The organism is Cellulophaga baltica, from assembly GCF_018861125.1.
GTDB lineage: Bacteria > Bacteroidota > Bacteroidia > Flavobacteriales > Flavobacteriaceae > Cellulophaga > Cellulophaga baltica_A.
Window position 1 is genome coordinate 700,154 of record NZ_JAHKQN010000013.1, and the last position, 26,494, is coordinate 726,647.

Below are 26,494 nucleotides of genomic sequence, written 5' to 3' on the forward strand. Positions count from 1 at the left end.
ATCAATATTTTAAAATCTATGGGTTATGATCTGTTCTCACCGTTAGTTGCTCAATTCTTTTTTCATATTTTGACCCTTCAAAAATTCGCTGTATAAAAATGCCAGGTACGTGAATTTCATTCGGGTCTAATTCTCCCACGGGAACTAACTCTTCTACTTCAGCAACTGTGATTTTTGATGCTCCACACATGCATGGATTAAAATTTCTTGCTGTTCCCTTAAAAATTAAATTACCTGCTTCGTCACCTTTCCACGCTTTTACAAATGAAAAGTCAGATGTATATGCTTTTTCAAGCACATACATTTTGCCATTAAATTCTCGAACCTCTTTACCTTCAGCAACTTCGGTTCCGTAACCTGCTGGAGTATAAAATGCTGGAAAACCTGATTGTGCTGCTCTGCATTTTTCCGCTAATGTGCCTTGAGGAGTAAGTTCTACTTCTAGTTCTCCACTAAGCATTTGGCGTTCAAATTCAGCATTTTCTCCAACATATGAAGAAATCATTTTTTTTATCTGATGCTTTTGCAATAACAGGCCTAAACCGAAGTTATCAACTCCTGCGTTGTTTGAAATACAAGTAATGTTTTTCACACCTAACGTAACAAGTTCTGCTATTGCTTTTTCAGGTATACCACATAAGCCAAAACCACCAAGCATAAATGTCATGCCATTTTCAACACCTTTTAACGCTTGTTGTACATCAGAGACAGTTTTAAGTATCATAATTAATTTTTATTAAATTGAGTTCTTTCTAAAATACTGAAATTAAATTAAAAAGCCCTTACTGTATTAAAAGTAAGGGCTTTTTGATTGGATAATCCATTTTTATTAGAAGTCTAAATCTTCTAAATCATCATTTGCAGGAGCACTTTCTTCTGTTTTCTCTTCAAGTATTTTTTTACAATCTAATTCGATTGACATATTTTTAGGTTTCTTAAAGTCCCCATCAGAAACATCTAATTCTTTATTTGCATAATTTTTAGTCATATATAAGCCCCAAATCGGCAATGCCATTGATGCTCCTTGACCGTAAGTGATACTTTTGAAGTGAGTCGCTCGTTCTTCACCACCAACCCATACACCAGTGACTAGGTTTGGAACCATACCCATGAACCAACCATCACTATTATTTTGAGTAGTACCTGTTTTACCGGCTATAGGATTATTTAGGTTATAAGGATAGCCTGTAATAATCTCTTTATAAACATGATTGTTTTTATTGTAGTTGTGACGTAATCGTCCTCCAGAACCAGATTGAACTACACCTTTCATAAGGTCAACCATTGCATAGGCAACTTCATTACTCATTACGTCTCTAGTTTCAGGAACATACTCATAAAGTACTGTTCCATTTTTATCTTCAATACGTGTAACTAAAACAGGTTTTACATAAACACCTGCATTTGCAAATGTCCCAAAAGCACCAACCATTTCATAAACATTTACATCAGGTGTACCTAATGCAATTGAAGGAACCTCGGGTATTTCTCTAGTGATTCCCATATTTTTAGCCATGTTTGCAACTGTTCTTGGTCCAACTTTATCCATTAATTGAGCAGTCACTGTATTAACAGAACCAGCTAAAGCTTCTTTTAATGTCATGTTTTTTAAAGAATATTTACCGTCCGAATTTTTAGGGCACCATGCTTCTTGATTTCCATGCTTTCCAGCCTCAATACAATACTCATCATCGTATATTGTTTCACAAGGCGAAAGTCGTAATTGGTCAATTGCGCTTGCATACACAAATGGTTTGAATGTTGAACCTGCTTGTCTAGCACCTTGAATCACATTATCATACTGAAAGTGTTTGTAATTTAAACCACCAACCCATGCTTTTACATGCCCAGTTTGTGGCTCCATAGACATCATTGCGGTTCTTAGAAATGATTTGTAATAGCGAATAGAGTCTATAGGAGTCATGATGGTATCTTTTTCATTACCCTCACTATTCCAATCAAACACAACCATTGGTGTTGGTTTTTTGAAAGATGCTCTTATTTCTTTTTCAGATTTCTTTTTCGCTTTCATTTCTCTCCAACGATCTGAATTTTTCATAGCACGTTCCAAAATACGACTTATTTGTTTAGAGTTTAAATCTAAAAATGGAGCGGTTTTATTACGATCAGGAGTATTTTGATGAAAAAATTCTGCTTGCAAACGTTTCATATGTTCTTTTACAGCATCTTCTGCGTTTTGTTGCATGCGAGAATCAATAGTAGTATATATTTTTAAACCATCTAAATAGATATTCCATTTATCTCTTTCACCTTCAAGGGCAGGTTTAGGGTTTTTTTCAATCCAATCATTTAAAAATTTTTGCAAGTGCATTCTAAAATACGTAGCTAAACCATCTTGGTGTGATTCTGGAGAAAATCGTAAACCTAACGGAATTTTTTGTAGCGAATCTTTTACTTTTTCGTCTAAATAGCCATATTTAGCCATTTGAGATAAAACGGTATTTCTACGAGTAACTACCATTTCTTCTCTTCTTACTGGGTTGTAAAGTGATGAATTTTTAAACATACCTACAAGCATAGCTGCTTCTTGCGTGTTTAATTCATGTGGCTCTTTACTAAAGTATATTTTAGCAGCAGAACGTATACCATCAGCATTGTAATTAAAATCATATATATTAAAATACATGGCAATGATTTCATCTTTAGTATACTGTCTTTCTAAACGAGTAGCAATAACCCATTCTTTAATTTTTTGAGTGTAACGCTGCCAGCCCGTTGATGCTCTACCTGTAAACAATTGTTTAGCCAACTGCTGAGAAATGGTACTTGCTCCACCTTTTTTTCCTAAAAATACGAAAGCTCTTAGTGTTCCACGTGCGTCAATACCTGAATGATCATAATATCTAGCGTCTTCAGTTGCAACAAGTGCGTCAACTAAGTTTTTTGGTAATTCTTCAAATGGAATTGGTGTTCGGTTATCATCTAAATAATATTTACCTAGCGTAATGCCGTCAGATGATATAATTTCGGTTGCCAAATTTGTTTGAGGATTTTCAAGTCTTTCAAAGGTTGGAAGTTCTCCGAACCAGCCCCAAGAAGCTGCTAAAAAAACCAATACAGGTATTATTAAACCTGTGATAAATAAAATCCAAAACCATTTAATAAATTTAAAATAGTTGTTTGTTGTTTTTTTCTTTTTAGCCGTTGCCATTGCTTTATTTATTGCTTTTTTCTATTTGATAACCGACATCTGTAATGCCTTCTAAATCTATGATACCATTAACCTTACCATTTTTGCGCATGGCATGAGATATTTTTAAACTGTATACACCTTGAGTAGGGAAAACAAAGTTTTCTTTATACCAAAGCTTATTTTCTTTAATACTTCCATAACCTTTTCCAAGCCATTGCCCATCAGGTAAAGTCATTTCGTATTCTAAAGTGTCTTTTACTGATGCACCGTTAGGATAATCTAATTCTGCAATTAAAAAAATATTACTGTAAGCAAATGTTTCATCGTTTCTTAGGTTGATAAAAACATTGTGCGATTGTATTGTATCAATATCTGAAATTTTAAATTCAATACTATCATCTTTCTCCCAACTTCCATCAGAAGTGGTCTTGTATTCAGATTTTACAATTTCACCATTACAAGATGCTAAAAGAGTTAAAATGAGAAGCGAAAAAAAATATTTAGTCATTGTTCGCGGGTCTTTTTCTATTGTTTCTTCTTTTATTATTAGGGTTAGGTTTTTTTGTTCCTTGCCCTTTTTGCTCTTCTTTCTGTGGGTTACCTTGTTTTTTAGATTGCTGTTTTTGAGCAGGCTTTTGTCCGCGATTTTGGTTTGGAGTTCCAGCTTGCTTTTGACCTCCTGCAGGTTTAGGTTTATTGTTTTGTTTTGCCCTTGGAGTATTTGGTCTGTTGTTTTTTTGATTTGGGTTGTTCTTGTTCGCATTAGAATTAGGGTTTTTATTGTTCCCTTTTTTCTTATTGCGATTGTTTCTTCTTTGTTTAGGTTTGTCAAAACGTGTTAAACTATCTTGACCTACAACATTTTCAAAAACTTTTTCAGTTTCTTCAACAGGTACAATAGCAAATTCTTCTAATGCACTTACTTTTTCTTTACGCTTATTTTTCTCAAGCATTTCATTTACTTGATCTTTTGATAATGCATGCCAGTTTGCCCAATCATCTTTATAGCAAAACCAAAGTGTAGCTTTAAAGATATCTACTTTTTGACATATTGCTAAGCCTTTCTCAGTCATTATTTTAGTGTCTTGAGAAGGGAAATCCTTTAATGCATCTAAATAAACATCAAGTTCGTAATTTAAACAACATTTTAGTTTACCACATTGGCCTGCCAATTTTTGCGGATTCAACGATAATTGTTGGTAACGTGCTGCTGAGGTACTTACAGATCTAAAATCTGTTAACCAAGTAGAGCAACAAAGTTCACGACCACATGAGCCAATACCACCTAAACGCTGTGCTTCCTGTCTGTAGCCTATCTGGCGCATTTCAATACGAATACCAAATGCTTTGGCCATATCTTTAATCAGTTGTCTAAAATCAACACGTTCTTCTGCTGTGTAATAAAATGTAGCTTTTGATCCATCACCTTGAAATTCAACATCAGAAAGTTTCATTTGCAAGTTTAGTGCAATTGCTAATTCACGAGAGCGTTTTTGTATTTCAGGTTCACGATTACGGCATTTCTGCCAAATATCTATATCTTTTTGTGATGCTTTACGGTATAGTTTAGGGACTTCAGATGATTTATAATCAACCTTTTTCTTTTTCATTTGAACTTTTACAAGTTCGCCTGTTAATGTAACCATACCAATATCATGGCCAGATTGTGCTTGAGTAGCTACAACATCTCCGATGGCCAATGATAAGTTTTCTGTATTTCTAAAAAATTCTTTTCTACTATTTTTAAAACGGACTTCAACACAATCAAACGGTTTTTCTCCATTTGGTAATGACATGTTTGAAAGCCAATCAAAAACTGTTAATTTATTACAACCATCAGTGCCACAAGTACCATTGTTCTTACAGCCTTTTGGTTGTCCGTCTTTACCAGTTGAACAACTGCTACAACCCATATTATATATATTGATTTCTTGATAAATTTTATCAAATTTTCAAGAAAAAAGGTTCATACTAAAATTTATTATCTGTAAAGATAGTGATTTTTCAATTCGATAAAAATTATTGAAAAATGAGCTAATCTATTCTAAAATAGATTAGCTCATTTTTGTAGATTTATAAGTATGTATGATGTTCTTTTTTGAAATAATAGATTTAAATTATTTTTTATATTTAAGAACCTCAGATCTTCCTTTTTTGAAAATTTTATTACTAACAGTTTTACCTTTTCTCAATGCTTTTTGTTCCTCAAAAGGTAATGCATGAATTTCTTTACATTCTGTTGAGCAACAATTGTTCATTTCTTTTGCGCATTCTTCACACTGGATAAATAATAAATGGCAAGCTTCATTGGCACAATTTTCATGAGTATCACAAGGTTTACCGCATTGGTGACAGTTAGATATTATATCATCAGTAATACGTTCACCTCTTCTATGGTCAAAAACAAAGTTTTTACCCATAAATTTATTTTCAAGATTCTTATTTTGAACCTGTCTTGTATATTCAATAATACCACCTTCAAGCTGGTAAACTTGCTGAAAACCTTTGTGTTTGTAATATGCACTAGCTTTTTCACATCGAATACCTCCAGTACAATACATGACTAATTTTTTGTCTACTTTATGGTCTTTTAAATCATTTTCAATAATATCTAAAGAGTCTCTAAACGTATCAACATCTGGTGTAACGGCATTTTTAAAATGACCAATTTCACTTTCGTAATGATTACGCATATCAACTAAAACCGTATCAGGATCTTCAATAAGTTCATTGAATTTTTTAGCATCAACATGAATTCCCTTTTTGGTGACATCAAAAGTATTGTCATCTAAACCATCAGCAACAATTTTCTTACGGACTTTCACTTTTAGTTTTAAGAAAGATTTATTGTCTTGTTCAATGGCGATATTTAACCGCACATTTTCTAAAAATGAAATACTGTCTAAATGTTTTTTAAAAGGTTCAAAATTTTCTGCTGGTACAGATAATTGTGCGTTTATACCTTCTTTGGCAACATAAATACGGCCTAAAACATCAAGTTCATTCCAAGTAATAAACAGGTGGTTTCTAAATAATTCTGGGTTTTCAATACGCGCATATTTGTAGAAAGAGATTGTAAGACGTTCTTTACCAGCTTCTTCAATAAGTGCTGCTCTTTCTTTTGCGCTCAAAGTATTGTACAGTTGCATGCTATACTAATTTTTCGCGTTAAAGATTATTTTTCGAACTGCAAATTTATAAAATTAGAACCCATAGGCAAATAAAAATCTTGATGATGTTTCGTAAAAAGGTTGTGTATCAAATTGCGATATGCAAAAAGAAATGGTAATTTAGCCATTCTAATTAGGAAAAAAATGAGTGCAGAAAAAGAAGCAAAATTAAAAGCATTAAAGCTTACCTTAGATAAACTTGATAAAACTTACGGTAAAGGTGCTGTAATGAAAATGGGTGATAGCGTTGTTGAAGACGTTGAAGTTATTCCTTCAGGTTCGTTAGGTTTAGATGTAGCATTAGGTGTTGGTGGTTACCCAAGAGGTAGAGTTATTGAAATATATGGTCCGGAATCTTCAGGTAAAACTACATTAACATTACATGCTATTGCTGAAGCACAGAAAAAAGGTGGTATAGCTGCATTTATTGATGCAGAGCATGCTTTTGATCGTTTTTATGCTGCTAAATTAGGTGTTGATATTGATAATCTTATAATCTCACAACCAGATAATGGTGAGCAAGGTTTAGAAATTGCAGATAATTTAATTCGTTCAGGAGCTATTGATATAGTTGTTGTCGATTCTGTTGCGGCATTAACTCCAAAGAGTGAAATTGAAGGTGAAATGGGAGATTCTAAAATGGGACTTCATGCACGTTTAATGTCACAAGCACTTAGAAAGCTTACAAGCTCAATTAGTAAAACACATTGTACCGTTATTTTTATTAACCAATTACGTGAAAAAATTGGTGTAATGTTTGGTAACCCTGAAACAACAACAGGTGGTAACGCATTGAAATTTTATGCTTCCGTTCGTTTGGATATAAGAAGATCAACTCAAATTAAAGATACTGATGGTAATGTTAAGGGTAACAAGACCAGAGTAAAAGTGGTTAAGAATAAAGTTGCTCCTCCTTTCCGTCAAACTGAGTTTGATATCATGTATGGAGAAGGAATATCTAAAGTTGGTGAGATAATCGATTTAGGTGTTGAGTTTGAAATTGTAAAGAAAAGTGGATCTTGGTTTAGTTATGGTGATACCAAACTTGGGCAAGGTAGAGATGCTGTCAAAAACTTATTACTCGATAATCCTGAGCTTTTTGAAGAGCTCGATGTTAAAATACGAGAAGCTATTTCAACAGTAAAGTCTTAATATTAAATCCCGATGAAAATCGGGATTTTTCTTTTTATAACGCAACCTATCAGCATTATATACATCTTCAAATAAAATAATGCGGTCTATGGTGAAGAAATTATCCTTTTCGTTTGTTTTATTATTAGTGTTGAGCCTTTTTGGTTGCAGTTTAGAAGATCAAGAAAATTTCCAGTTTGTTGCATTGCCAATTACGGCTGTTACTATGCCAGAATCATTTGTTTTGAATGAAACGTATGAGATTAATGTGACGTATGATAGAACATCAAGTTGCGCTTTTTTTGAAGGTTTTGAAGTTACTAAAGAGGCCGATACTATCAGAAATGTTGTTGTTGCTGGTTCACTATTAATTAGTTCGGACGATAATTGTGATGAAATATCTGATGAAGTAGAAGCTACATTTAATTTTATTGTGCTGTATAATAACACCTATGTTTTTAAATTTTTAAAAGGAAATAATGAAGCTGGTAAAGCTGAATATATTGAAATTGAAGTGCCTGTTGTAGAATAAAATTAGATAAAGATCTAAAATGTTGTATTTTTCAAATAGTAAAATCTTAAACTTATACACAAAATTTGAGTCTAGAAGAACTCATACATAATTGCAAAAAAGGCAATAGGCAAGCACAAGAACAAATGTACCGAGAATACTCTCGTGTACTGTTTGGGATATGCCTAAAATATTCAAAAAATAAAACTGAGGCAGAAGATAATTTGCATGATAGTTTTATGACCATCTTTAATAAAATCCATCAATATAAATTTAAAGGCTCTTTTGAAGGGTGGATAAAAAGAATTACTGTAAATACAGTATTACAAAAATATAGAAAGGAAACAAATTTAAGTGTTGTTTCTGAAGAGGTTGAGGAAATTGAAGAAGTAGATTCAAGTTATTCTGATGTAAGCTTACCAAGCCTTTTAAAATACATACAAGAGTTGCCAAATAAATATAGAATTACATTTAATATGTATGTTTTAGATGGCTATTCACATCATGAAATTAGTGAGCTTTTAGGTACTTCTATTGGCACTTCAAAATCAAACCTAGCTAGAGCTAGAAAAATATTAAAAGAGAAGATAGAAACAAGTATAAAACAAGATGTTATTTCTTAAAAAATAATATATAAAGTATAGCACTATTGTGCAATAGATTAGAGTATGAGTAAACGGAACATAGACGAATTGTTTAAAGAGCAATTCAAAGATTTTGATGCAATTCCAGACGAGAAAATTTGGAGTGCAATCGAGACGTCTTTAGAAAAAAAGAAGTCTCGAAAAATAATTCCTGTCTGGTGGAAGTTAGGTGGGGTGGCTGCTGTATTGGCAGGATTTATTTTTACAATTCAATTGTTCAAAAATGAATTTTCAGATAGTGATATTGAGATTACAAATAGTAAAACTAATAGTTATAAAGAGCATAAAAATTTAATTGAAGAAAAGGGTAATAAAAACCTAAGCACTATTAAATCAGATAGTAATCAAACCAATAAAAAAGAAAAAATCAATTATAGAAAAGAACCTTCTTACGTTGTTGATGAAATTAAAAATACCAATCAGAACATAAAAAATGTAGGTTTAAACAATAGTCATAAAAGTAGTACACCTGTATACAATGAGATTGTTGGAGACTCAAATAAAAACAATGCTTCGGGAGCTAATTTTAATGACAATAATACAGTTGTTAGTAAAGATGAAAATGAGTCTAATAAAGAAATTTTAGTAGGGCAAGGTCAAACTAAAAACTCAGCTATAGCTTCTAATCATAATAAAGCTAAAGAAGGAATTTCAAATAAAAATGATGTTGCAGTAGATGAAGGAGTAGGAGAGAAAGAGTTTAAAAAGAAATCTATTTTCGATGAAATTTATAAAGATGATGAAGAAACTGTTGAAGTAGAGAAAATAGATAGTAAGTGGTCAGTTGGGCCAAGTGTTGCACCAGTATATTTTAATTCGTTAGGTGAAGGATCTTCTTTTAATGAATCATTTGTTCAAAATGCTAAATCTGGTGAGGTTAATTTAAGCTACGGTGTTTCTGTTGCTTATGAGGTTAGTAAAAAATTAAAAATTAGATCGGGTATTCATAAAGTTGAATACGGGTATACAACCAATCAAATAGAATATACCTCTTCGTTTAATAACGAATCGATAGGTAAATTAGAAAATATAAGTTACAATTCTAATGCTACAAATATTGCTGTGAGTAGTTCACTAAATAATATTGATTCTGAATTAATTGTTTCAAATGATGTTACTGCAAAAAGTAGTTCATATGAAGGTGGTTTATTGCAGCAATTTGGTTACATAGAAGTTCCTTTTGAGCTTAATTATGCTTTAATAGACAAACGTTTCGGGTTTGATGTAATTGGAGGTTTAAGTTCTTTATTTTTAATTGATAATAGTGTTTATTTAAATTCAGGTGATCAAAGAACTGAAGTAGGGGAAGCTAACAATATTAATTCTATAAACTTTAGTACTAATGTTGGTTTTGGTTTTAATTATAAAATTACTGAAAAATTTATGTTTAATGTAGAGCCACTTTTCAAATACCAATTAAATACGTTCTCAAATACTTCAGGTGAATTTCAACCTTTTTCACTTGGTATTTATAGTGGTGTTAATTATAAATTTTAATAATTTTTAGTTTTTTAGTTCAGTTAAAATAACTGTTCTTATTTCTTCTTTTAATGAGGCTTTATTTACTTCATTTAAATCATCGGTTTTAAAAAAACGATGAATAGTAGCTCTAGTTCTTCCTGGTTTTCCTTCCGTAAAAGTAAATGGTAACCTTGCTTTATTATCATGAAAAGTCATAGGTACAATAGAAATTTTATGAGCAATAGCCATTCGAAAAGCTCCATCTTTAAACTGATCTAAAACAATATCTTCATCAGGAACGCCTCCTTCAGGAAATATACAAATACTAAATCCGTCTTTTAGTCTTTTTTGAGCGCTACGGTATACAGCAGTTCTACTTTTAGGATCACTACGGTCAACCAAAATAGATACACGTTTGTAAAAGAATCCAAAAACAGGAATTTTTGAAAGCTCTTTTTTGCCTACAAATACAAAAGGGTTTCTACTTAATTTTAGCATCAGCATAATATCTAACATGCTCGTGTGGTTAGCCACTAGCATATAGCTTTCTCCTTTTTTTATTCTTTCTTCTCTTTTAACAACAGGAATACAACCCATACCATATATTATAAAGTTTGCCCAAATATTCCTTGCAATCCAAAAGAAATACGGGTATCCTTTTTCTGAAATTGTAAAGAGGATTAGTAATGGCCAAAGAATCAAAATAGGAATCGCTACAAGAATATAAAACCATATTTGGTATAAAGCACTGCCTATTTTTTGTAGAAATTTTATCATGAAATCAAAAATAACATTTTAAAACTTTTAAAGCTCTTTAGTAGGTTTAAATAACTGTATCGTAAACTATTTTTTATTGTAATTTCAACTAGCTAAAATTTAGAGAAACATTGTGCCGATTCAATTTTTGTTTTTTATGAATTGTTTTACCTTTACAAGCTAATTATACAGTAAAATGGCTCGAGTTTTAACAGGAATACAAAGCACAGGAACACCACATTTAGGGAATATTTTAGGTGCTGTTATGCCAGCAATAGAAATGGCTAATGACCCAAATAATGAATCATTTTTGTTTATTGCAGATATGCATTCGTTAACTCAAATCAAAAACGGTGAAGAATTAAGGTATAACACCTATGCAGTTGCTGCAACTTGGCTTGCTTTTGGTTTAGATATTAATAAAACTGTTTTTTATCGCCAAAGTGATGTTCCACAAACTACTGAGCTTTCATGGTACCTTAGTTGTTTTTTTCCATATCAACGTTTGACTTTAGCGCATTCATTTAAAGATAAAGCAGATAGGTTAGATGATGTAAATGCAGGTTTATTTACTTACCCAATGTTAATGGCGGCAGATATCTTATTGTATGATGCTGAAATTATACCTGTTGGTAAAGATCAATTGCAACACGTTGAAATGACACGTGATGTAGCTTCTCGTTTTCATGCGAAATTAGGAGAAACATTTGTATTACCTGAAGGTAAGATTCAAGAAGAAACTATGTATATACCGGGTACAGATGGATCAAAAATGAGTAAGAGTAAAAATAATTTGATTAACCTTTTTCAAACAGATAAAAAGTTAAGAAAACAAATTATGGGTATTCAAACGGATAGTACTCCAATAGAAGACCCTAAAGACCCAGATACCGATAATGTTTTTGCTTTATATAAAATTTTGGCTAGTGAAGAGCAAGTAGCTGAAATGAGAGCAAATTACATTAATGGTAATTATGGTTACGGACATGCAAAACAAGCCTTATATGAAGTTGTTGTCGATAAATTTGCTGATGCTCGTGAGAAGTTTGATTATTACATTAACAATACAGATGAAATTGATAAAGTATTGAAAATTGGAGCAGAGAAAGCTGGTAAAATAGCTGATGAGGTGCTTGTAAGAGTTCGTGAAAAAGTTGGATATTAATATTTATACCTAAATATCAAGAAATAGAAAAACCGACTAAAGAGTCGGTTTTTTGTTTTATAAAGCTTTTGAAATTATACGGATGTATAGATTTAGTTTCACTTTTTAAGGTTGAACTGCTTTAAAAACTCAATTTCATTATTGAATTTTTAAAATACAAACTATTCAGTTGGTTATTTGTCACTATTTATTGGAGGAATTATTAAGTGTTTGTGTATTATTTTGATGAACATGCTAGGTTTTTATAAAGCTTCAAACAGTTTTCCTGGTAATGGTCTAATCACACCTTTCATTTCCATGTTTAATAATGTAGATGATACTTTAAAAATTGGCATTTGACAATCAAGTGCAATACTATCTAAAAGTTGCTTCCCATTTGATTGTAGGTAATTGTGAATCTTTTGTTCGCTTTCATCTAAATCAATAAACAGTTGTCTCTGTATTGTTTTATTTTTTTTGTCGTCTAATTGCCAACCTAGCGCATATACCAAATCAGCTGCTGAGGTTAACATTTGTGCTTTTTGTTGTTTTATAAGTGTATTGCAACCTGCACTATATTTATCACCAGCACGACCAGGAACAGCAAAAACATCTCGATTATAACTATGTGCGATATCTGCTGTAACTAAACTTCCTCCTTTTTCTGCAGATTCTACAACAATTGTAGCTTCACTCATTCCGGCAACTATTCTATTCCTTTTTAAGAAATTTTCACGCTCAGGGCTACTATTTGACCAAAATTCTGTGAAAAAGCCACCATTTTGTTCAACTTCTGATGTATATTTAGCATGAACTTTAGGGTAAATCTGGTTTAAACCATGTGCTAAACACCCAATAGTTTGCAAACCGTGTTTAATTGCTGCTTTCTGGATGCAAATATCAACGCCATAAGCAAATCCACTTACTATTATTGGGTTTAATGGTGCTAAATCTTCAATTAATTTTTCGCAAAAAGCTGTGCCATAACTTGTGATTTTTCGTGTACCAACAACACCTATAATTTTTCTGTTTTCAAGTTGTATATTCCCTTTTTTGAATAGGAGTATCGGGCCATCAATACAATGCTTTAAATAATTAGGATAATCAGCATCTAAAAAATAGGTTACCTTAATATTTTCCTGTTTAATATATCTAAATTCTTCTTCAGCTTCCTTTAAATATTTTTCGTTAAATAAGTTTTTTAAAGTAAAGGTACCAATACCTTCGATTTTTAATAAGTTTTGCAGTTTATCCTCAAAAATTGTAGTGGGACTTCCACAATGTGAAATAAGTTTTTTCGCTGTTACATCACCAATATTAGGGATTCGTTGCAATCGAAGTGTTGCAAGAAGTTCAGTATCAATCATTTGTTTTGGTTCGTATTTGGCCCACAAAATACATCAAATTTAATGTTAATAAAAAGTAATCTTAAAGGTTTTAGTTCCGCTAAATTTTTACAATCTTTGTCTCGATGAGACTAGAACACTACATTGAAGAATTATTATATAGGTACAATTGTGTAATGGTACCAGAATTTGGTGCATTTTTAACACAAACAAAATCTGCATATATAAAAGAAGCAAATCACACGTTTCACCCACCTTCAAAAGTGGTTTCTTTCAACGAACAACTACAATCCAATGACGGTTTGTTGGTTTCTTACGTTGCTGATGCTGAAAAAACAACATACGAAGATATGTTAACTCAAATAGCTGAGGTTTCAAAAGAGTGGAAGAACAAACTCAATAATGGCGAGCGTTTACTTTTAGGTAGTATTGGTAAATTATGGTTTAATAAAGAAGGCAAACTTCAGTTTGAACCAGCAAATCAAGAAAATTACTTAACAACTTCTTTCGGCCTTTCTTCATGCGTTTCTCCAATAATTACTCGTGAGCAACTAAAGGAAGAAGTAGTAGCTTTAGAAGAAGAAATTCCTTTTATAATTACTCCTGAAAAAAGAGAGAAAAATCAATTTAGATCATACTTAAAATATGCGGCAGTAGTTTTATTGGGTGTATCTGTAGGTTTATCTGGTTTTAAAGTTTTTAAGGATAATAAATTTAATTCACAGTTAGCACAACAAACAGCACAGAAAGAAGTATCAAAAAATATAGAAGAAGCTACATTTTTCGATACAACACCGTTAGAGTTACCAGCTTTGAATTTAAAAGCCAGAGTTTTAGCCTCAACTGAAGAGGCTATAGAAACACCTAATACAATGACATATTATATTATTGCTGGTGCTTTTAAAGTAAAAGAAAATGCAGATAAAAAAATCACGGCATTACAGCGTAAAGGTTATAATGCAAGTTATATTGGTGTAAATAAATTTGGTTTTCATGTGGTAAGTTTTGAAAACTTTACCGACTCAAATGATGCAGTAAACTATCTTAGAAAAATTAAGCGTACAGAATCAAGTGACGCTTGGTTGTTTCAACAATAAATAGTAGGTTTATTTTAATAGATTAAGTTTACTATAACTTTCTTAAAATTTTAGAGGTATGATTGCGAAGACTCCGAGTGAATCTAGAACAATAATGACTGATATGGTTTTACCTAGTGAGACCAATCCTTTAAATAATTTGTTTGGAGGAGAATTATTAGCACGTATGGATCGAGCAGCAAGTATTGCCGCACGTAGACATAGTCGTAGAATTACCGTTACCGCTTCTGTTAATCATGTAGCCTTTAACCAAGCTGTACCAAATGGTAGTGTTGTAACTGTTGATGCACGTGTTTCAAGAGCTTTTAGAACTTCTATGGAGGTTTATATTGATGTTTGGGTAGAAGACAGATTTACAGGCTCTAAATCTAAAGCAAATGATGCTATTTATACCTTTGTTGCAGTTGATGATTCTGGTAAGCCTACAGTTGTTCCGGAAATTAGCCCAGAAACAGAACTAGAGAAAGAGCGTTACGAAGGAGCATTAAGAAGAAAACAACTTAGTTTAGTTTTATCAGGGAAAATGAAACCTGACGATGCTACAGAATTGAAAGCTTTATTTTCTTAATATTTATAGAGTTACAATTGGTAAATCCATTCTTCAGGATTTAAACGGGAAGTATCTTGATACAAGTAGAATTTTAATAGCGTTTGTTTATTAGATCCGTTAGTATAAACTTCTCCTAATGTTTCTTTAGCTTTTACTTTATCTCCTTTTTTTACAGTTACCGATGTTAAATTATAATAGGTGCTAATGTAGTTACCGTGTTTAATTTGCACCCCTTTTTTACCACCAGGAACACTTATTACTGCTAGTATTTCACCTTCAAAAATAGCTCTAGCATTAACACCTTTTTCCGTGGCTATAATTACGCCATTATTTTGGTGTTTTATTCCTGGGTATACTGGGTCTCTGTACACACCAAAACCGATACTTTTGATTCCTTTTTCAACAGGCCAAATCAAGCGCCCTTTGTTTGCTGAAAATTTTCCAGCTAATACTTTAGCTTCTGGGGTTAAAATAAATTTAGCGTTACTAGTAGAGCTATTTTTTGTTGAAGTTGTTTTTCCAGATTTTTTGTTAGCACTTACAATAGCATTCTTAATTAAGTTTTCTATTTGCTGATCAATTTTTCGAGCTTCTTGTTCTTTCTTTTTAATAGACGAAGCATACTTGCTTTCGTTTCTTTTGATTGTTGCTAACAGTACATTTTGAGAATTCTTTTCTTTTTGCAATTCCTTTTTTGCACTTGTATTTTCAGCAATTAATTTGTCTTTCTCTTTTCGTTGTTCTGTAAGTTCAAGATTCAAGTTTTTAAGTTGTTCTGCCTTTGTAACAATTTGTTCACCTTGCTCTTTCCTAAATTGCGTGTATTGCTTCATGTATTGAAGCCTTTTAAAGCCCTGAAAGAAGCTTTCAGAAGAAAGTAAGAACATTAGTCTACTTTGTTGTGATTTGTTCTGATATGACTTCTGAATCATTAATGCGTAATCTTCTTTTAATGTTTCTAACTCATTTCTAAGCTTAGCAATGTTTCTAATATTTGCATTTAGTTGTCGGTTTAGCAAATTAGATTGCTCATTAGTAACTCTAATAAGTTGCTCACGTACTGAAATCTTTTTATCAAGAGCGTTCATTTGATCTAAAACGTTTCCTCTTTCTTTCTTTTCAGCGAATAGTAATTTATTTATTTGTTGAATTTCATTTTGTAATTTTTCTCGTTTTGCTTCAAGGTTTTTTTGTTCAGAAGTTTGAGTATAACCAAAAGCAAAGCATAAGATAAAACTTAAGCTTAATAAAAGACGGTATGTTCTAAGAGGATGCATATTACTTTAAAATAATCTCTTTAAAACCATTTGGTATTGAATATGGAAACTTAACTTTTCTATCCAATTCAATATTTCTATATTCAATATCAATATTACTTTCTTTGCCATCCATTTTGGCGACAATATTAATTTCATTTGGTAATATTCTATTAGACACTTCTTGATAGTTAGAATATTTAATATTTAAAAGATTATTCTTTTCAGGTTGTGAGATTTGTTGCTTAGCTATTTTAAAATGCTTTGGTTCAACTTGAAATAAGATTTTGAATAAATCAGCAGCGTTTTTTGGTTTCAAATTATAACTTTCAGCTGTTACTGTAGCTTGATACTTCCCTTTTTTTAAATCTAAAATTGCTTGGCCCAATAACAAATTCTGAACTTTTTCAAAATCCAAATCCGTACCTAATATTTTACTTAAATAACTAAAGTCTCCATCAAAATATGAGTTATCTAATTTATTGTAAAAAGAAACTCTCTCAGGAGTAATATATGCTTTCACAATTCCCAATGGTGCACTAATCCATATAGCTTTATCTTTTTCTATTCTAAGACTTACGCTAAAGCCTTGAGAATTCTCACCATCATTATAATCAATTTTCATTTTACCAGAAATTGTATTGAAATCTATTTCATTGGCATAATGACTTTTGATTATGGCTTTAGGGCTTAAATTTGTATTTATTGCTCCTCCGGTTACAACTTTTGTTGATTTACAAGATGTTATAAATAAAAGTATAACAATTGGTATTATTTTTTTTATCACAGAAATATTTTTTAAAATCCGGGTTTTATTTTTTGCTTATATATTGAAGCCTTTACTGTATTATGAATTGCGGTATATGCATCAACCAGCTCTTCATATATTTTATTTGACAACTTAATATCATCTAGCATATAATCTAATGATTCTTCTAATACTTGAATAGCTTCACGGTATTTTTTTTTGTGATTTAGCGCGACACCTCTTGCATAATAGAAATAAGGTTGTGCTGGGTAGTTTTCTAACGCATCTTTTGATAGGTTATCAAGTAAAATATAGCTCTTACTTCGTAGTAAACCTAATATTCTAGTTTTGTAATGCTCAATAGTAGTATTTTCATCAGTCGAATTACCGCTTTTACTTTTTGTATTGTTTGTAGTACTAAAACTAAAACTTGTTGACTTTTCTTCTGCTTGCTTTATACTGACTTTTAATTTGGAGTTTAATTTCCTGGTGAAATCAGATGGTTCTAAGGTGTTTAGAACTGCGGTAGTTGCTAAAAAATTATTGTGGTCATAATAAATTTCAGCAAGATTTTGTTTAAAGATGATATTTCCTTCAGGTATTTGATTTTTAATAGTACCAATGCTACTTCTTTTAGAACTTAAAATTGTAACTAAAGTATTTAAATACCAATAATTTTCAGGGTCAGAGTTTACAGCGTTTATTGCGTATTCTTCCGCTAAATCATATTGTTTGGTTTCTTTGTATGCTTTAGCTAATTCAAAATCTACTACATTATTATCATCTTTTATTCTTTTACAGTCTAGTAATAAATTAATGGTTTTGTCATAATTTTCTATACCTTTTTGTTTTAATGCTTCAAAAAATGCTTCTTGAAAAGTATCAGAATATTCTTCTAAAAATAATGATGCACTGTCTTCATTGTTTAAAGTGTTTTTTTCTTGCGCAAAGCTAACGCTAGAGATTAGTAAAAACCCCAAGCAAGAATAAAAACAATTGTGTGCTTTTTTCATTATAACTCTTAACAATAATCAAAAATAAGAATAACTATTGGCAAACAATAAATGTACCAACCTTAATATGAATTCGTTTAAAACAAAAATGTACTAATCGATCATATATTGACCAAATTAGTACATTTTAAATATTTGTTTTTAAACTTTAACTATTCTAAAACAGAATAATCGCCAATACTTACGGTTTCAAAATTACCATTGTATTTTGCATGGTTACCAATCATTGCATTATCAAGATTGGCGTTTGTTATTTTTGTATTTGTTTGTATGATGCTGTTTTTTATAGTAGAATTTTCTATTTCAGTATTATCACCTATTGATACAAAAGGCCCTACAGTTGTATTTTTTAATACTACATTCTCACCAATAAAACAAGGTTCAACAATATTTGCATTTTCTAATTTTACAGTTTTTGAAATTAATGTCTCTCCATCTTTTTCTAAAAACCCTAACATTCTTTGGTTAGTTTCAACAGTAACATTTTTGTTACCACAATCCATCCATTCACTTACAGTACCCGTTTTAAATATTTTACCATTTTGCATCATACGTTTAATACCATCATTAATTTGGTATTCACCGCCATGAATAATGTTATTATCCAATACGTATTGCAATTCATTTTTAAGAACCGCAACATCTTTAAAGTAATAGATACCTATTACTGCTTGATCACTTACAAATGTTTCTGGTTTTTCTACGAGTTCAACTATCTCTTCTTTCTCGTTTAAATTTACAACACCGTACGCTGAAGGATTTTCCACTTTCTTAGTCCAAATAACACTATCAGCATCTTTATCTAAATTAAAATCTGCTCGTATCAATGTATCAGCATAGGCGATAACTGCTGGTCCGCTTAGTGAAGGTTCTGCACACATAATTGCGTGCCCCGTTCCTTTTGGATCTAATTGTCTGTAAATACTTGGTTTTGCACCTAATTCGATTGCTAATTCTTTTAAGCTCTCGACAACATCTTCCCCAAAAAATGCTGGATCACCTAATATAAAAGCAATTTCATCAATATCTTCATTTAATACTCCTGCAATGTCTGAAACCAATCTGTGTACAATCGGTTTTCCTGCAACTGGTATTAATGGTTTAGGTACTGTTAAAGTATGAGGCCTTAATCGTGAACCACGACCAGCCATCGGTACTATAATTTTCATAATGTTTTGTATTTGTTGATACTTATTAATGTAAATACGGTGCTTTTTATTTTACACCTGTACTGCCAAAACCACCTTCACCCCTCTTTGTTTCGGTAAGTTCTGTTACTAAATTCCATTTTGCACGTTCATGTTTAGCTATTACTAGCTGTGCGATTCGTTCTCCGTTTTCTATTACAAATTCATTATTTGATAAGTTTACAAGTATAACGCCAATTTCTCCTCTATAGTCTGCATCTATGGTTCCTGGTGCATTCAAAACGGTAATTCCTTTTTTTACCGCCAATCCACTTCTTGGTCTAACTTGTGCTTCAAACCCTATGGGTAATTCAATAAAAAGTCCAGTCTTTACAATTATACGTTCTAAGGGTTTAAGTGTTATTACTTGAGCCAAATTGGCTCTTAAATCCATTCCTGCCGAAGCTAAAGTTTCATATTCAGGTAAGTCGTGATTTGATTTATTAATAATTTTTATTTCCATCTGATGTGTTGTTTTTTGTAAACTATTTTTTTTTGATAAAAACTTGTCTTAGTTTTTCATTTTCAAGTTTATAAGTCATTCCTAAAAATATAATTAATAATACACTCCCTGCTATAAGGTTTCTATTAAAAACATAAAATGATAGTATTGAAAATAGGATTGATATTGATAAATAAAATCCTATTTTTCTAAGATTATATGGTATCGGATAATTTTTTTTCCCAAACCAATAGGAGAGTATCATCATTGTTCCGTAAGCTAACAATGTTGCAATTGCTGATGCCATGTAACTTAATGTTGGTATTAATATTAAATTTATTATTAATGTTATTGCAGCCCCTATACATGATATAAATGCACCATATCTTGTTTTATCGGTCACTTTGTACCAAACGGAGAGATTGTGGTATATTCCTAAAAAAAAATTTGCTAGTATTATAAGTGGTACAATTTTCATTGCTTCCCAGTATGCTTCATTGTTCACAAAAATGTATTTTAAAACATCTGAAAAAACAATAACAGATAATAAAATTACTGATCCTATAATTACAAAATAATCTGTAATTTGAGCATAAGCTTTTTGCGGATTTTTTGTGTTTGAATGACTAAAAAAGAAAGGTTCTATTCCCATTCTAAATGCTGTAGCAAACAATGTCATAAATAATGCTAGTTTATAACAAGCTGCATATTTTCCGATTTCTATTTCTGCTATTTTCTCTGGTAACAACCAGCTTAGTAAAATTCTATCAAAAACTTCATTTATTGTATACGCAATTCCAGCAACTAAAACAGGCATTGCATAGTTCATCATCTTTCTCCAAAGCTCTTTGTTAAAAATGTACTTATTTTTTATATACAAATTGGACATAAATAGAAGCGTTATACTGCTTGCAAATAAATTTGATAAGAATATGTATGATATTTGATAATCTTGCCTGTAAACACTTTCAAAAATTGACTCTGGATTGTTTTCAATCAACTTTGGAAGGAGTATTAAGAAGAATATGTTCAAACCTAAATTAATAGAAACATTAGCAATTTTTATAATTGCATATTTCATTGGTTTTTCATTCGCTCTAAGCCAAGAAAAGGGGATTATTACTAAAGTATCTAGTACTAGTATATAAATTGCATATTCAATGTATTTGACATGAATATTAGAAATGTTTGCAAATTGATTTTTAAATATAAAAGCGAAGGTAAAAAATATGCCTGTAGATATTAGTATTGAAATTAATGAGGTCGATACTACTTGTGACCTGTCATTAGACTTATGAAAGAATCTAAAAAAAGCGGTTTCCATTCCATAAGCTAAAAAGACATTAAATATTGCAAACCATGAAAATATAATTGAAACCTCTCCATATAAACCTGGTGGCATAACATCAGTATATAAACGTACCAGAAAAAATGACAACATTCTTGGTAGTACTGTAGCTAAACCATATATAAAGGTTTGTTTAAAAAGTTTCTTAAATGGATTCAACGTTGAAATATTAGAGCTTAAAAGTACTTATTTAAAGCCTTAGAACAAAGTAAGTTGTTTTCGTTTAGAAAGAATAGTTTAGCTAATTTATTGTTAAGCTAACCAGCAATTTCTTAAAATAGAAAAAACCTCATGTTAAGATGAGGTTTTTTCTATTTTTAAATAATTTGAAGTATTTAGTTATTTAATGCTTCAGCACCACCAACAATTTCTAATATTTCATTAGTAATTGCAGCTTGTCTGGCTTTATTATAAGTTAACTTCAATTGATCTCTTAATTCTGTTGCGTTATCTGTTGCTTTATGCATAGCAGTCATACGAGCACCATGTTCACTAGCAAATGAATCGCGAATAGCTTTATATAATTGTGTCTTAAGTGACTTTGGTATTAATTGCTCTACAATTTCTAATTTTGATGGCTCATATACGTAATCTGCAGCATTTGTTTCTTCAGATGTTACAGGAACAATCGGTAAAAATTGCTCAGTCATGATAATTTGAGTAGCAGCATTTTTGAACTTATTGTAAACAATTTCAATTTTATCATAAGAACCATCGGTGAATATCCCCATTAATTCTTCGGCAATTGCAGCTACATTATCAAAAGTAAGCTCGTCATAAATATCGCTATGGTTATTAATAACGGTATATTTTTTTTCTAAAATATCGTTAGCTTTTTTACCAATAGCCATAAAGTGAACTTGCTTACCTGCGTAAATTTCATTTGCTAAAACTGTAGTTTGTTTAATGATGTTTGTATTAAAAGCACCACATAAACCTCTGTTTGAAGTTATAGCTACAATCAAAACTTTATTTACTTCGCGGTTATCAGCATATTGACTTCCAGATTCAGCATTTAAACTAGCACTTAAACTTTGTAAAAGTTCCGTAAGCTTATCCGAATAAGGACGCATAGCAGTAATTGCATCCTGTGCTTTCTTCAGTTTTGCAGCTGATACCATTTTCATAGCACTAGTAATCTGCATCGTTGAAGAAACGGATGATATTCTGTTACGTATTTCTTTTAAGTTTGCCATTCTGTATTTAGAATTGAGTATTGATTACTATGTTTTTAAATGTAGCAATCAATACTGAATGAAATCTAATTAATATTTTGCTGATAATTCTTTTGATACTGATACTAAAACATCAATAACTTCATCAGTTAATTTACCTGATTTTAAAGTATCTAATGTATCTCTATGTTTAGCATTTAAGAACTCAATGAAATCACGTTCAAATTCTTTTACTTTATTAACAGGAACATTTTTTAATAAGTTTTTAGATCCAGCATAAATAATTGCAACCTGATCTTCAACTGTATAAGGGTCGTTTTGAGCTTGCTTTAAAATCTCAACATTACGACGACCTTTTTCAATTACATTTAAAGTAGCGGCATCTAAATCAGAACCAAACTTTGCGAAAGCTTCTAGCTCACGGAATTGTGCTTGATCTAGTTTTAATGTACCAGATACTTTTTTCATTGATTTTATCTGTGCGTTACCACCAACACGAGATACAGAAATACCTACGTTTATTGCCGGTCGTACACCTTGGTTAAATAAATCTTGTTCTAAGAATATTTGACCATCAGTAATAGAAATTACGTTTGTTGGAATATAAGCAGAAACATCACCCGCCTGAGTTTCGATAATTGGTAAAGCAGTTAATGAACCACCACCTTTTACGATTGGCTTTAATGCTTCAGGAAGATCATTCATATCTTTTGCAATAGCATCATTTGCTATAACTTTAGCTGAACGCTCTAATAAACGAGAGTGTAGGTAAAATACATCACCTGGGTAAGCCTCACGTCCTGGTGGTCTTCTTAATAATAAAGAAACCTCTCTATATGCAACGGCTTGTTTAGATAAATCATCATAAATGATTAATGCAGGTCTACCTGTATCTCTAAAGTACTCACCAATTGCTGCACCTGCGAAAGGAGCATAAACTTGCATAGAAGCAGGGTCAGAAGCGTTAGCTGCTACAATAGTAGTATAAGCTAATGCACCGTTATCCTCTAATGTTTGAGCAATATTTGCTACTGTAGATGCTTTTTGACCTATAGCAACATATATACAATATACTGGCTTACCAGCATCGTAAAATTCTTTTTGATTTAAGATGGCATCAATACAAACAGTTGTTTTACCAGTTTGACGGTCACCAATAACAAGCTCACGTTGACCTCTACCAACAGGAATCATAGCATCAATTGCTTTAATACCAGTTTGTAATGGCTCAGTAACTGGCTCACGATAAACAACACCAGGAGCTTTACGCTCTAATGGTAAATCGTAAAGGTCCCCAGAAATAGCACCTTTACCATCTATTGGCTGTCCTAATGTATTAACAACACGACCAACAATACCTTCACCAACTTTTATAGAAGCAATTGTTTGTGTACGTTTTACAACAGTACCTTCTTTAATATCTCTTGATGGGCTTAACAATACAACACCAACGTTGTCTTCTTCTAAGTTAAGAACGATACCTTGCAATCCGCCTTCAAATTCAACTAACTCACCATATTGTGCATTAGATAATCCGTAAACTCTTGCGATACCATCACCAATTTGCAAAACTGTACCTACTTCGTCTAAAGATGCACTAGCTTCAAATCCTGATAACTGTTGTTTTAATATTGCTGATACTTCAGCGGCTTTTACTCCTGCCATGTTATTAAAGATATAAGTTGTGGTACAAATATAATTTTTCTACCACGTTATTATAATTATAAACTGTTTGTAAATTCTCTTTTTAAATTTCCTAATTTACTCGCGATGCTTGCATCATATTGTAAATCTCCAACTCTAAGTACAAAACCACCAAGAATTTTTTCGTCAATTGTATTTTTTACAACAACTTTTTTCCCAGTTAATTCAACTACTTTGTCTAATATTTTTTTCTCTAAATCAGAAGTTAAAGGTACTGCAGTTGTAACAAAAGCTACACCTTGCCCTTTTAACTCTTCATTTAATATAATATATTTTAGAGCTACTTCATTTAAAAGTCCTACTCTTTTATTGTCAATTAAAACATCAACTAAACCTTGAGTGATTTGATTTGAACCTTTAAAAATTTCAGAAATAATGTTCTTTTTATCTGAACTTTTAACAACAGGGCTATTTAACACATCTGATAGCTCTTTGTTTTCATTTATAGTTTGAGCAATAGAACGCATATCTTCCTCTAAAGCAGGTAATGCTTTATTTTCAACCGCTTGGTCTAAGGTTGCTTTTGCGTATCGTAATGCTGCTCTAGATTCGCTCATGCTTCTAGTTTAATTTGATATCACCTAACATATTTTCAACCAATTGTAATTGTTTGTCTTTGTTAGATAGTTGTTCTTGGATTACTTTTTCTGCGATTTCAACAGATAATGAAGCAACTTGGTTTTTTATATCAGCAAGTGCAACTTTCTTTTCACTCTCAATAGCTTCTTGAGCTTGTTTAAGAATTTTATCACCTTCTGCTTGAGCTTGATCTTTAGCGTCCGCTAACATTTTTTCTTTAATGTCACGAGCCTCTTTAATCATAGTTTCTCTTTCAGTACGAGCTTCTTGTAGCAAACGCTCACTATCAGCCGTGATGTTTTGCATTTCTTTTTTTGCATTTTCTGCTGCAGCAAGTGCATCTGCAATACCAGTTTCTCTCTCGTTTAAAGAATTAAGAATTGGTTTCCATGCAAATTTTATCATTAAAAATATTAATATTAATAAGATAACGGCTTGCATTACAAATAAGCCTGGAGAAAAATCGTTTAATAAAGTTTCCATTATGTGAAAAAGTTAAATTTCTTATTTTTTAATTTTTAAAAAACCGTTTCTGTAACCAACCGTTACAGAAAGCGGTTCTTTTTTACTTTTAGGAATTACTTCCCTAAGATTAATGCACCGAATGCTAAACCTTCTAATAAGGCACCGATGATAATCATCGCAGTTTGGATTTTTCCAGCTGCTTCTGGTTGTCTAGCAATACCTTCCATTGCTTTGCTACCGATCATACCTAGACCGATACCACCACCGATTACGATTAATCCTGCTCCAATTAAATTGTACATAGTAAATTGATTTATATTAAATTAAAAAATAAACTCTTGTTAAATGAAATCACCTCTTACGTCTTCTGCATCTTCTATTTCATGCCCATGACTATCATGTTCATGATCATGATCGTGCTCTGCAACGGCCATACCAATAAATAAAGATGATAACATAGTAAATATAAATGCTTGTAAGAAAGCAACTAAAATTTCAATAAGTGAGATAAATAATGCCAATACTAATGATAAGCCTGTTGAACCTACTGGACCGAATGATTCTTTTAAAGTAATCATTAAGGCAATTAAACTCATTACCACAAAGTGACCAGCTGTCATGTTTGCGAATAAACGAATAAGTAAAGAGAATGGCTTAGTTAACATACCTAATATTTCAATAGGCATTAAAATTATTTTCATTGGAACTGGTACACCTGGCATCCAAAAAATATGTTTCCAATAATCTTTATTACCACTAAAAGTAACTACAAAAAATGTAAATATCGCTAAACAAACAGTAACGGCTATTTGACCTGTAACGTTAAACCCTAGTGGTGTTAAACCTAATAAATTCAAAATCCAGATAAAGAAAAACACAGTAAGTAAGAAACCCATGAATTTACGGTAATGCTTTTCGCCAATATTTGGACGAGCAATTTCATCTCGAACATAAATTACTAGTGGTTCTAAAACCCTAGAGAAACCTGTTGGTATTGAACTCTTTTTGTAGCCTCTTGCTAAAGCTCCAAAAGCTAAAATCATTAATAAACCTACCAATAACATACCAACAACACTTTTGGTTATAGAAAAGTCTAAAACTTTATGGGCGTTAGTAGGGTGGTGGTGTTCATCAAAATTCACATGTGATGCTGAAGCATCTAACTCATAAATTTTGCTATGAATCTTTGTAAGTTTTGTTCCATTACGTTCGACAATTACATGACCAGCATCATCATGATGAAACTGCGAAGACATGAAAGTAACTAAACCATTACTTGTCCAAACTATTACTGGTAATGGAAAGCCAATATGTTGACGTTCACCAGCATCATTATTATATGAAAATAAATGGAAATCGTGAGAATCTTTAAGGTGATGAGCGATATAATCGTTTATACCATCCTTTGTATTTATTTCTTCACCTTTTTCAATAGAATGCTCTTGTTTTTCTTTGTCAGAAATTGAAAATCCTTGAAATGAGTTCAAAAGGATAATTAATAAAGCTACTCTACTAAGGTATTTTGATGCTATATTCATTATAAACGATTCGAAAAATTACTCCCTTAAAATTTTGTGCAAAGGTAGTTATTAAAAATAAATATCAAATATTTT

Annotated in this window: 26 protein-coding genes; 7 read left to right on the forward strand and 19 right to left on the reverse strand. The window is 31.6% G+C overall.

Annotated features, from left to right (window positions below; genetic code table 11):
• Window positions 1-16: 16 nt before the first annotated feature.
• From KO500_RS05715 to trhO, 5 genes are all read right to left on the reverse strand, one after another.
• Entirely contained in the window at window positions 17-724 is a 708-nt protein-coding gene (locus tag KO500_RS05715) for a CoA transferase subunit A (protein ID WP_215955538.1), read from the reverse strand.
• 105 nt (window positions 725-829) lie between these two features.
• Window positions 830-3,172, reverse strand: a complete 2,343-nt coding sequence (locus KO500_RS05720) for a penicillin-binding protein 1A (protein WP_215955539.1) — start codon at window positions 3,170-3,172, stop codon at window positions 830-832.
• 4 nt (window positions 3,173-3,176) lie between these two features.
• Complete coding sequence (locus KO500_RS05725; protein ID WP_215955540.1) at window positions 3,177-3,662, reverse strand: gliding motility lipoprotein GldH; 486 nt, start codon at window positions 3,660-3,662, stop codon at window positions 3,177-3,179.
• Window positions 3,655-5,067, reverse strand: coding sequence for a PSP1 domain-containing protein (locus KO500_RS05730; RefSeq protein WP_215955541.1), 1,413 nt, complete (start codon window positions 5,065-5,067; stop codon window positions 3,655-3,657). The genes KO500_RS05725 and KO500_RS05730 overlap by 8 nt, the downstream gene beginning before the upstream one ends.
• A gap of 204 nt (window positions 5,068-5,271) precedes the next feature.
• Window positions 5,272-6,303: an oxygen-dependent tRNA uridine(34) hydroxylase TrhO gene (gene trhO / locus KO500_RS05735; protein ID WP_215955542.1), complete on the reverse strand. Its 1,032-nt coding sequence runs from the start codon at window positions 6,301-6,303 to the stop codon at window positions 5,272-5,274.
• Between the two features lie 165 nt (window positions 6,304-6,468).
• Between trhO and recA the strand changes: the two genes are divergently transcribed.
• The 4 genes from recA (at window position 6,469) to KO500_RS05755 (ending at window position 10,107) form a co-directional block, all read left to right on the forward strand.
• Window positions 6,469-7,476, forward strand: coding sequence for a recombinase RecA (recA, locus tag KO500_RS05740; RefSeq protein ID WP_215955543.1), 1,008 nt, complete (start codon window positions 6,469-6,471; stop codon window positions 7,474-7,476).
• A gap of 88 nt (window positions 7,477-7,564) precedes the next feature.
• Window positions 7,565-7,987: a hypothetical protein gene (locus KO500_RS05745; RefSeq protein ID WP_215955544.1), complete on the forward strand. Its 423-nt coding sequence runs from the start codon at window positions 7,565-7,567 to the stop codon at window positions 7,985-7,987.
• Window positions 7,988-8,052: 65 nt separating this feature from the next.
• Window positions 8,053-8,589 carry an RNA polymerase sigma factor gene (locus KO500_RS05750; protein WP_215955545.1) on the forward strand — a complete coding sequence of 179 codons (537 nt, stop codon included), beginning with the start codon at window positions 8,053-8,055 and terminating at the stop codon, window positions 8,587-8,589.
• Between the two features lie 45 nt (window positions 8,590-8,634).
• On the forward strand, window positions 8,635-10,107 hold the full coding sequence (locus KO500_RS05755; protein ID WP_215955546.1) for a hypothetical protein: 1,473 nt from the start codon (window positions 8,635-8,637) through the stop codon (window positions 10,105-10,107).
• 6 nt (window positions 10,108-10,113) lie between these two features.
• On the opposite strand, the gene KO500_RS05760 is transcribed toward KO500_RS05755, so the two are convergent.
• Window positions 10,114-10,848, reverse strand: coding sequence for a lysophospholipid acyltransferase family protein (locus KO500_RS05760; RefSeq protein ID WP_215955547.1), 735 nt, complete (start codon window positions 10,846-10,848; stop codon window positions 10,114-10,116).
• Between the two features lie 175 nt (window positions 10,849-11,023).
• On the opposite strand from KO500_RS05760, the gene trpS reads away from it, so the two are divergent.
• Window positions 11,024-11,992, forward strand: a complete 969-nt coding sequence (gene trpS, locus KO500_RS05765) for a tryptophan--tRNA ligase (RefSeq protein ID WP_215955548.1) — start codon at window positions 11,024-11,026, stop codon at window positions 11,990-11,992.
• 242 nt (window positions 11,993-12,234) lie between these two features.
• On the opposite strand, the gene dprA is transcribed toward trpS, so the two are convergent.
• Window positions 12,235-13,338 carry a DNA-processing protein DprA gene (gene dprA / locus KO500_RS05770; RefSeq protein WP_215955549.1) on the reverse strand — a complete coding sequence of 368 codons (1,104 nt, stop codon included), beginning with the start codon at window positions 13,336-13,338 and terminating at the stop codon, window positions 12,235-12,237.
• A 104-nt stretch (window positions 13,339-13,442) separates the two neighbouring features.
• Between dprA and KO500_RS05775 the strand changes: the two genes are divergently transcribed.
• Window positions 13,443-14,414, forward strand: coding sequence for an SPOR domain-containing protein (locus tag KO500_RS05775; RefSeq protein WP_215955550.1), 972 nt, complete (start codon window positions 13,443-13,445; stop codon window positions 14,412-14,414).
• Window positions 14,415-14,472: 58 nt separating this feature from the next.
• A complete protein-coding gene (locus KO500_RS05780; RefSeq protein WP_215955551.1) occupies window positions 14,473-14,982 on the forward strand; it encodes an acyl-CoA thioesterase in 510 nt (169 codons plus the stop codon).
• Between the two features lie 11 nt (window positions 14,983-14,993).
• Here KO500_RS05780 and KO500_RS05785 read toward each other — a convergent pair whose 3' ends face one another.
• From KO500_RS05785 to atpB, 12 genes are all read right to left on the reverse strand, one after another.
• The gene (locus tag KO500_RS05785) at window positions 14,994-16,241 is read right to left on the reverse strand and encodes a murein hydrolase activator EnvC family protein (protein WP_215955552.1); all 1,248 of its coding nucleotides are present in this window, start codon (window positions 16,239-16,241) and stop codon (window positions 14,994-14,996) included.
• A gap of 1 nt (window position 16,242) precedes the next feature.
• Window positions 16,243-17,007, reverse strand: a complete 765-nt coding sequence (locus KO500_RS05790) for a DUF4292 domain-containing protein (protein WP_354668434.1) — start codon at window positions 17,005-17,007, stop codon at window positions 16,243-16,245.
• 11 nt (window positions 17,008-17,018) lie between these two features.
• Window positions 17,019-17,981: a tetratricopeptide repeat protein gene (locus KO500_RS05795; RefSeq protein WP_215955553.1), complete on the reverse strand. Its 963-nt coding sequence runs from the start codon at window positions 17,979-17,981 to the stop codon at window positions 17,019-17,021.
• Between the two features lie 152 nt (window positions 17,982-18,133).
• The gene (locus KO500_RS05800) at window positions 18,134-19,150 is read right to left on the reverse strand and encodes a sugar phosphate nucleotidyltransferase (RefSeq protein WP_215955554.1); all 1,017 of its coding nucleotides are present in this window, start codon (window positions 19,148-19,150) and stop codon (window positions 18,134-18,136) included.
• 46 nt (window positions 19,151-19,196) lie between these two features.
• Window positions 19,197-19,631 carry a dUTP diphosphatase gene (gene dut / locus KO500_RS05805; protein WP_215955555.1) on the reverse strand — a complete coding sequence of 145 codons (435 nt, stop codon included), beginning with the start codon at window positions 19,629-19,631 and terminating at the stop codon, window positions 19,197-19,199.
• Window positions 19,632-19,653: 22 nt separating this feature from the next.
• Complete coding sequence (locus KO500_RS05810) at window positions 19,654-21,117, reverse strand: lipopolysaccharide biosynthesis protein (RefSeq protein ID WP_215955556.1); 1,464 nt, start codon at window positions 21,115-21,117, stop codon at window positions 19,654-19,656.
• Window positions 21,118-21,293: 176 nt separating this feature from the next.
• Window positions 21,294-22,154, reverse strand: coding sequence for an ATP synthase F1 subunit gamma (gene atpG / locus KO500_RS05815; protein WP_215955557.1), 861 nt, complete (start codon window positions 22,152-22,154; stop codon window positions 21,294-21,296).
• 69 nt (window positions 22,155-22,223) lie between these two features.
• On the reverse strand, window positions 22,224-23,798 hold the full coding sequence (atpA, locus tag KO500_RS05820; protein ID WP_215955558.1) for a F0F1 ATP synthase subunit alpha: 1,575 nt from the start codon (window positions 23,796-23,798) through the stop codon (window positions 22,224-22,226).
• 56 nt (window positions 23,799-23,854) lie between these two features.
• Window positions 23,855-24,394 carry an ATP synthase F1 subunit delta gene (gene atpH / locus KO500_RS05825; RefSeq protein WP_215955559.1) on the reverse strand — a complete coding sequence of 180 codons (540 nt, stop codon included), beginning with the start codon at window positions 24,392-24,394 and terminating at the stop codon, window positions 23,855-23,857.
• 4 nt (window positions 24,395-24,398) lie between these two features.
• Window positions 24,399-24,899 (reverse strand): F0F1 ATP synthase subunit B, encoded by a 501-nt coding sequence (locus tag KO500_RS05830; RefSeq protein WP_215955560.1) that lies wholly within the window; start codon window positions 24,897-24,899, stop codon window positions 24,399-24,401.
• Between the two features lie 95 nt (window positions 24,900-24,994).
• Window positions 24,995-25,183 carry an ATP synthase F0 subunit C gene (gene atpE / locus KO500_RS05835; protein ID WP_215955561.1) on the reverse strand — a complete coding sequence of 63 codons (189 nt, stop codon included), beginning with the start codon at window positions 25,181-25,183 and terminating at the stop codon, window positions 24,995-24,997.
• 39 nt (window positions 25,184-25,222) lie between these two features.
• Window positions 25,223-26,419 (reverse strand): F0F1 ATP synthase subunit A, encoded by a 1,197-nt coding sequence (atpB, locus tag KO500_RS05840; RefSeq protein ID WP_215955562.1) that lies wholly within the window; start codon window positions 26,417-26,419, stop codon window positions 25,223-25,225.
• Between the last annotated feature and the right edge of the window lie 75 nt (window positions 26,420-26,494).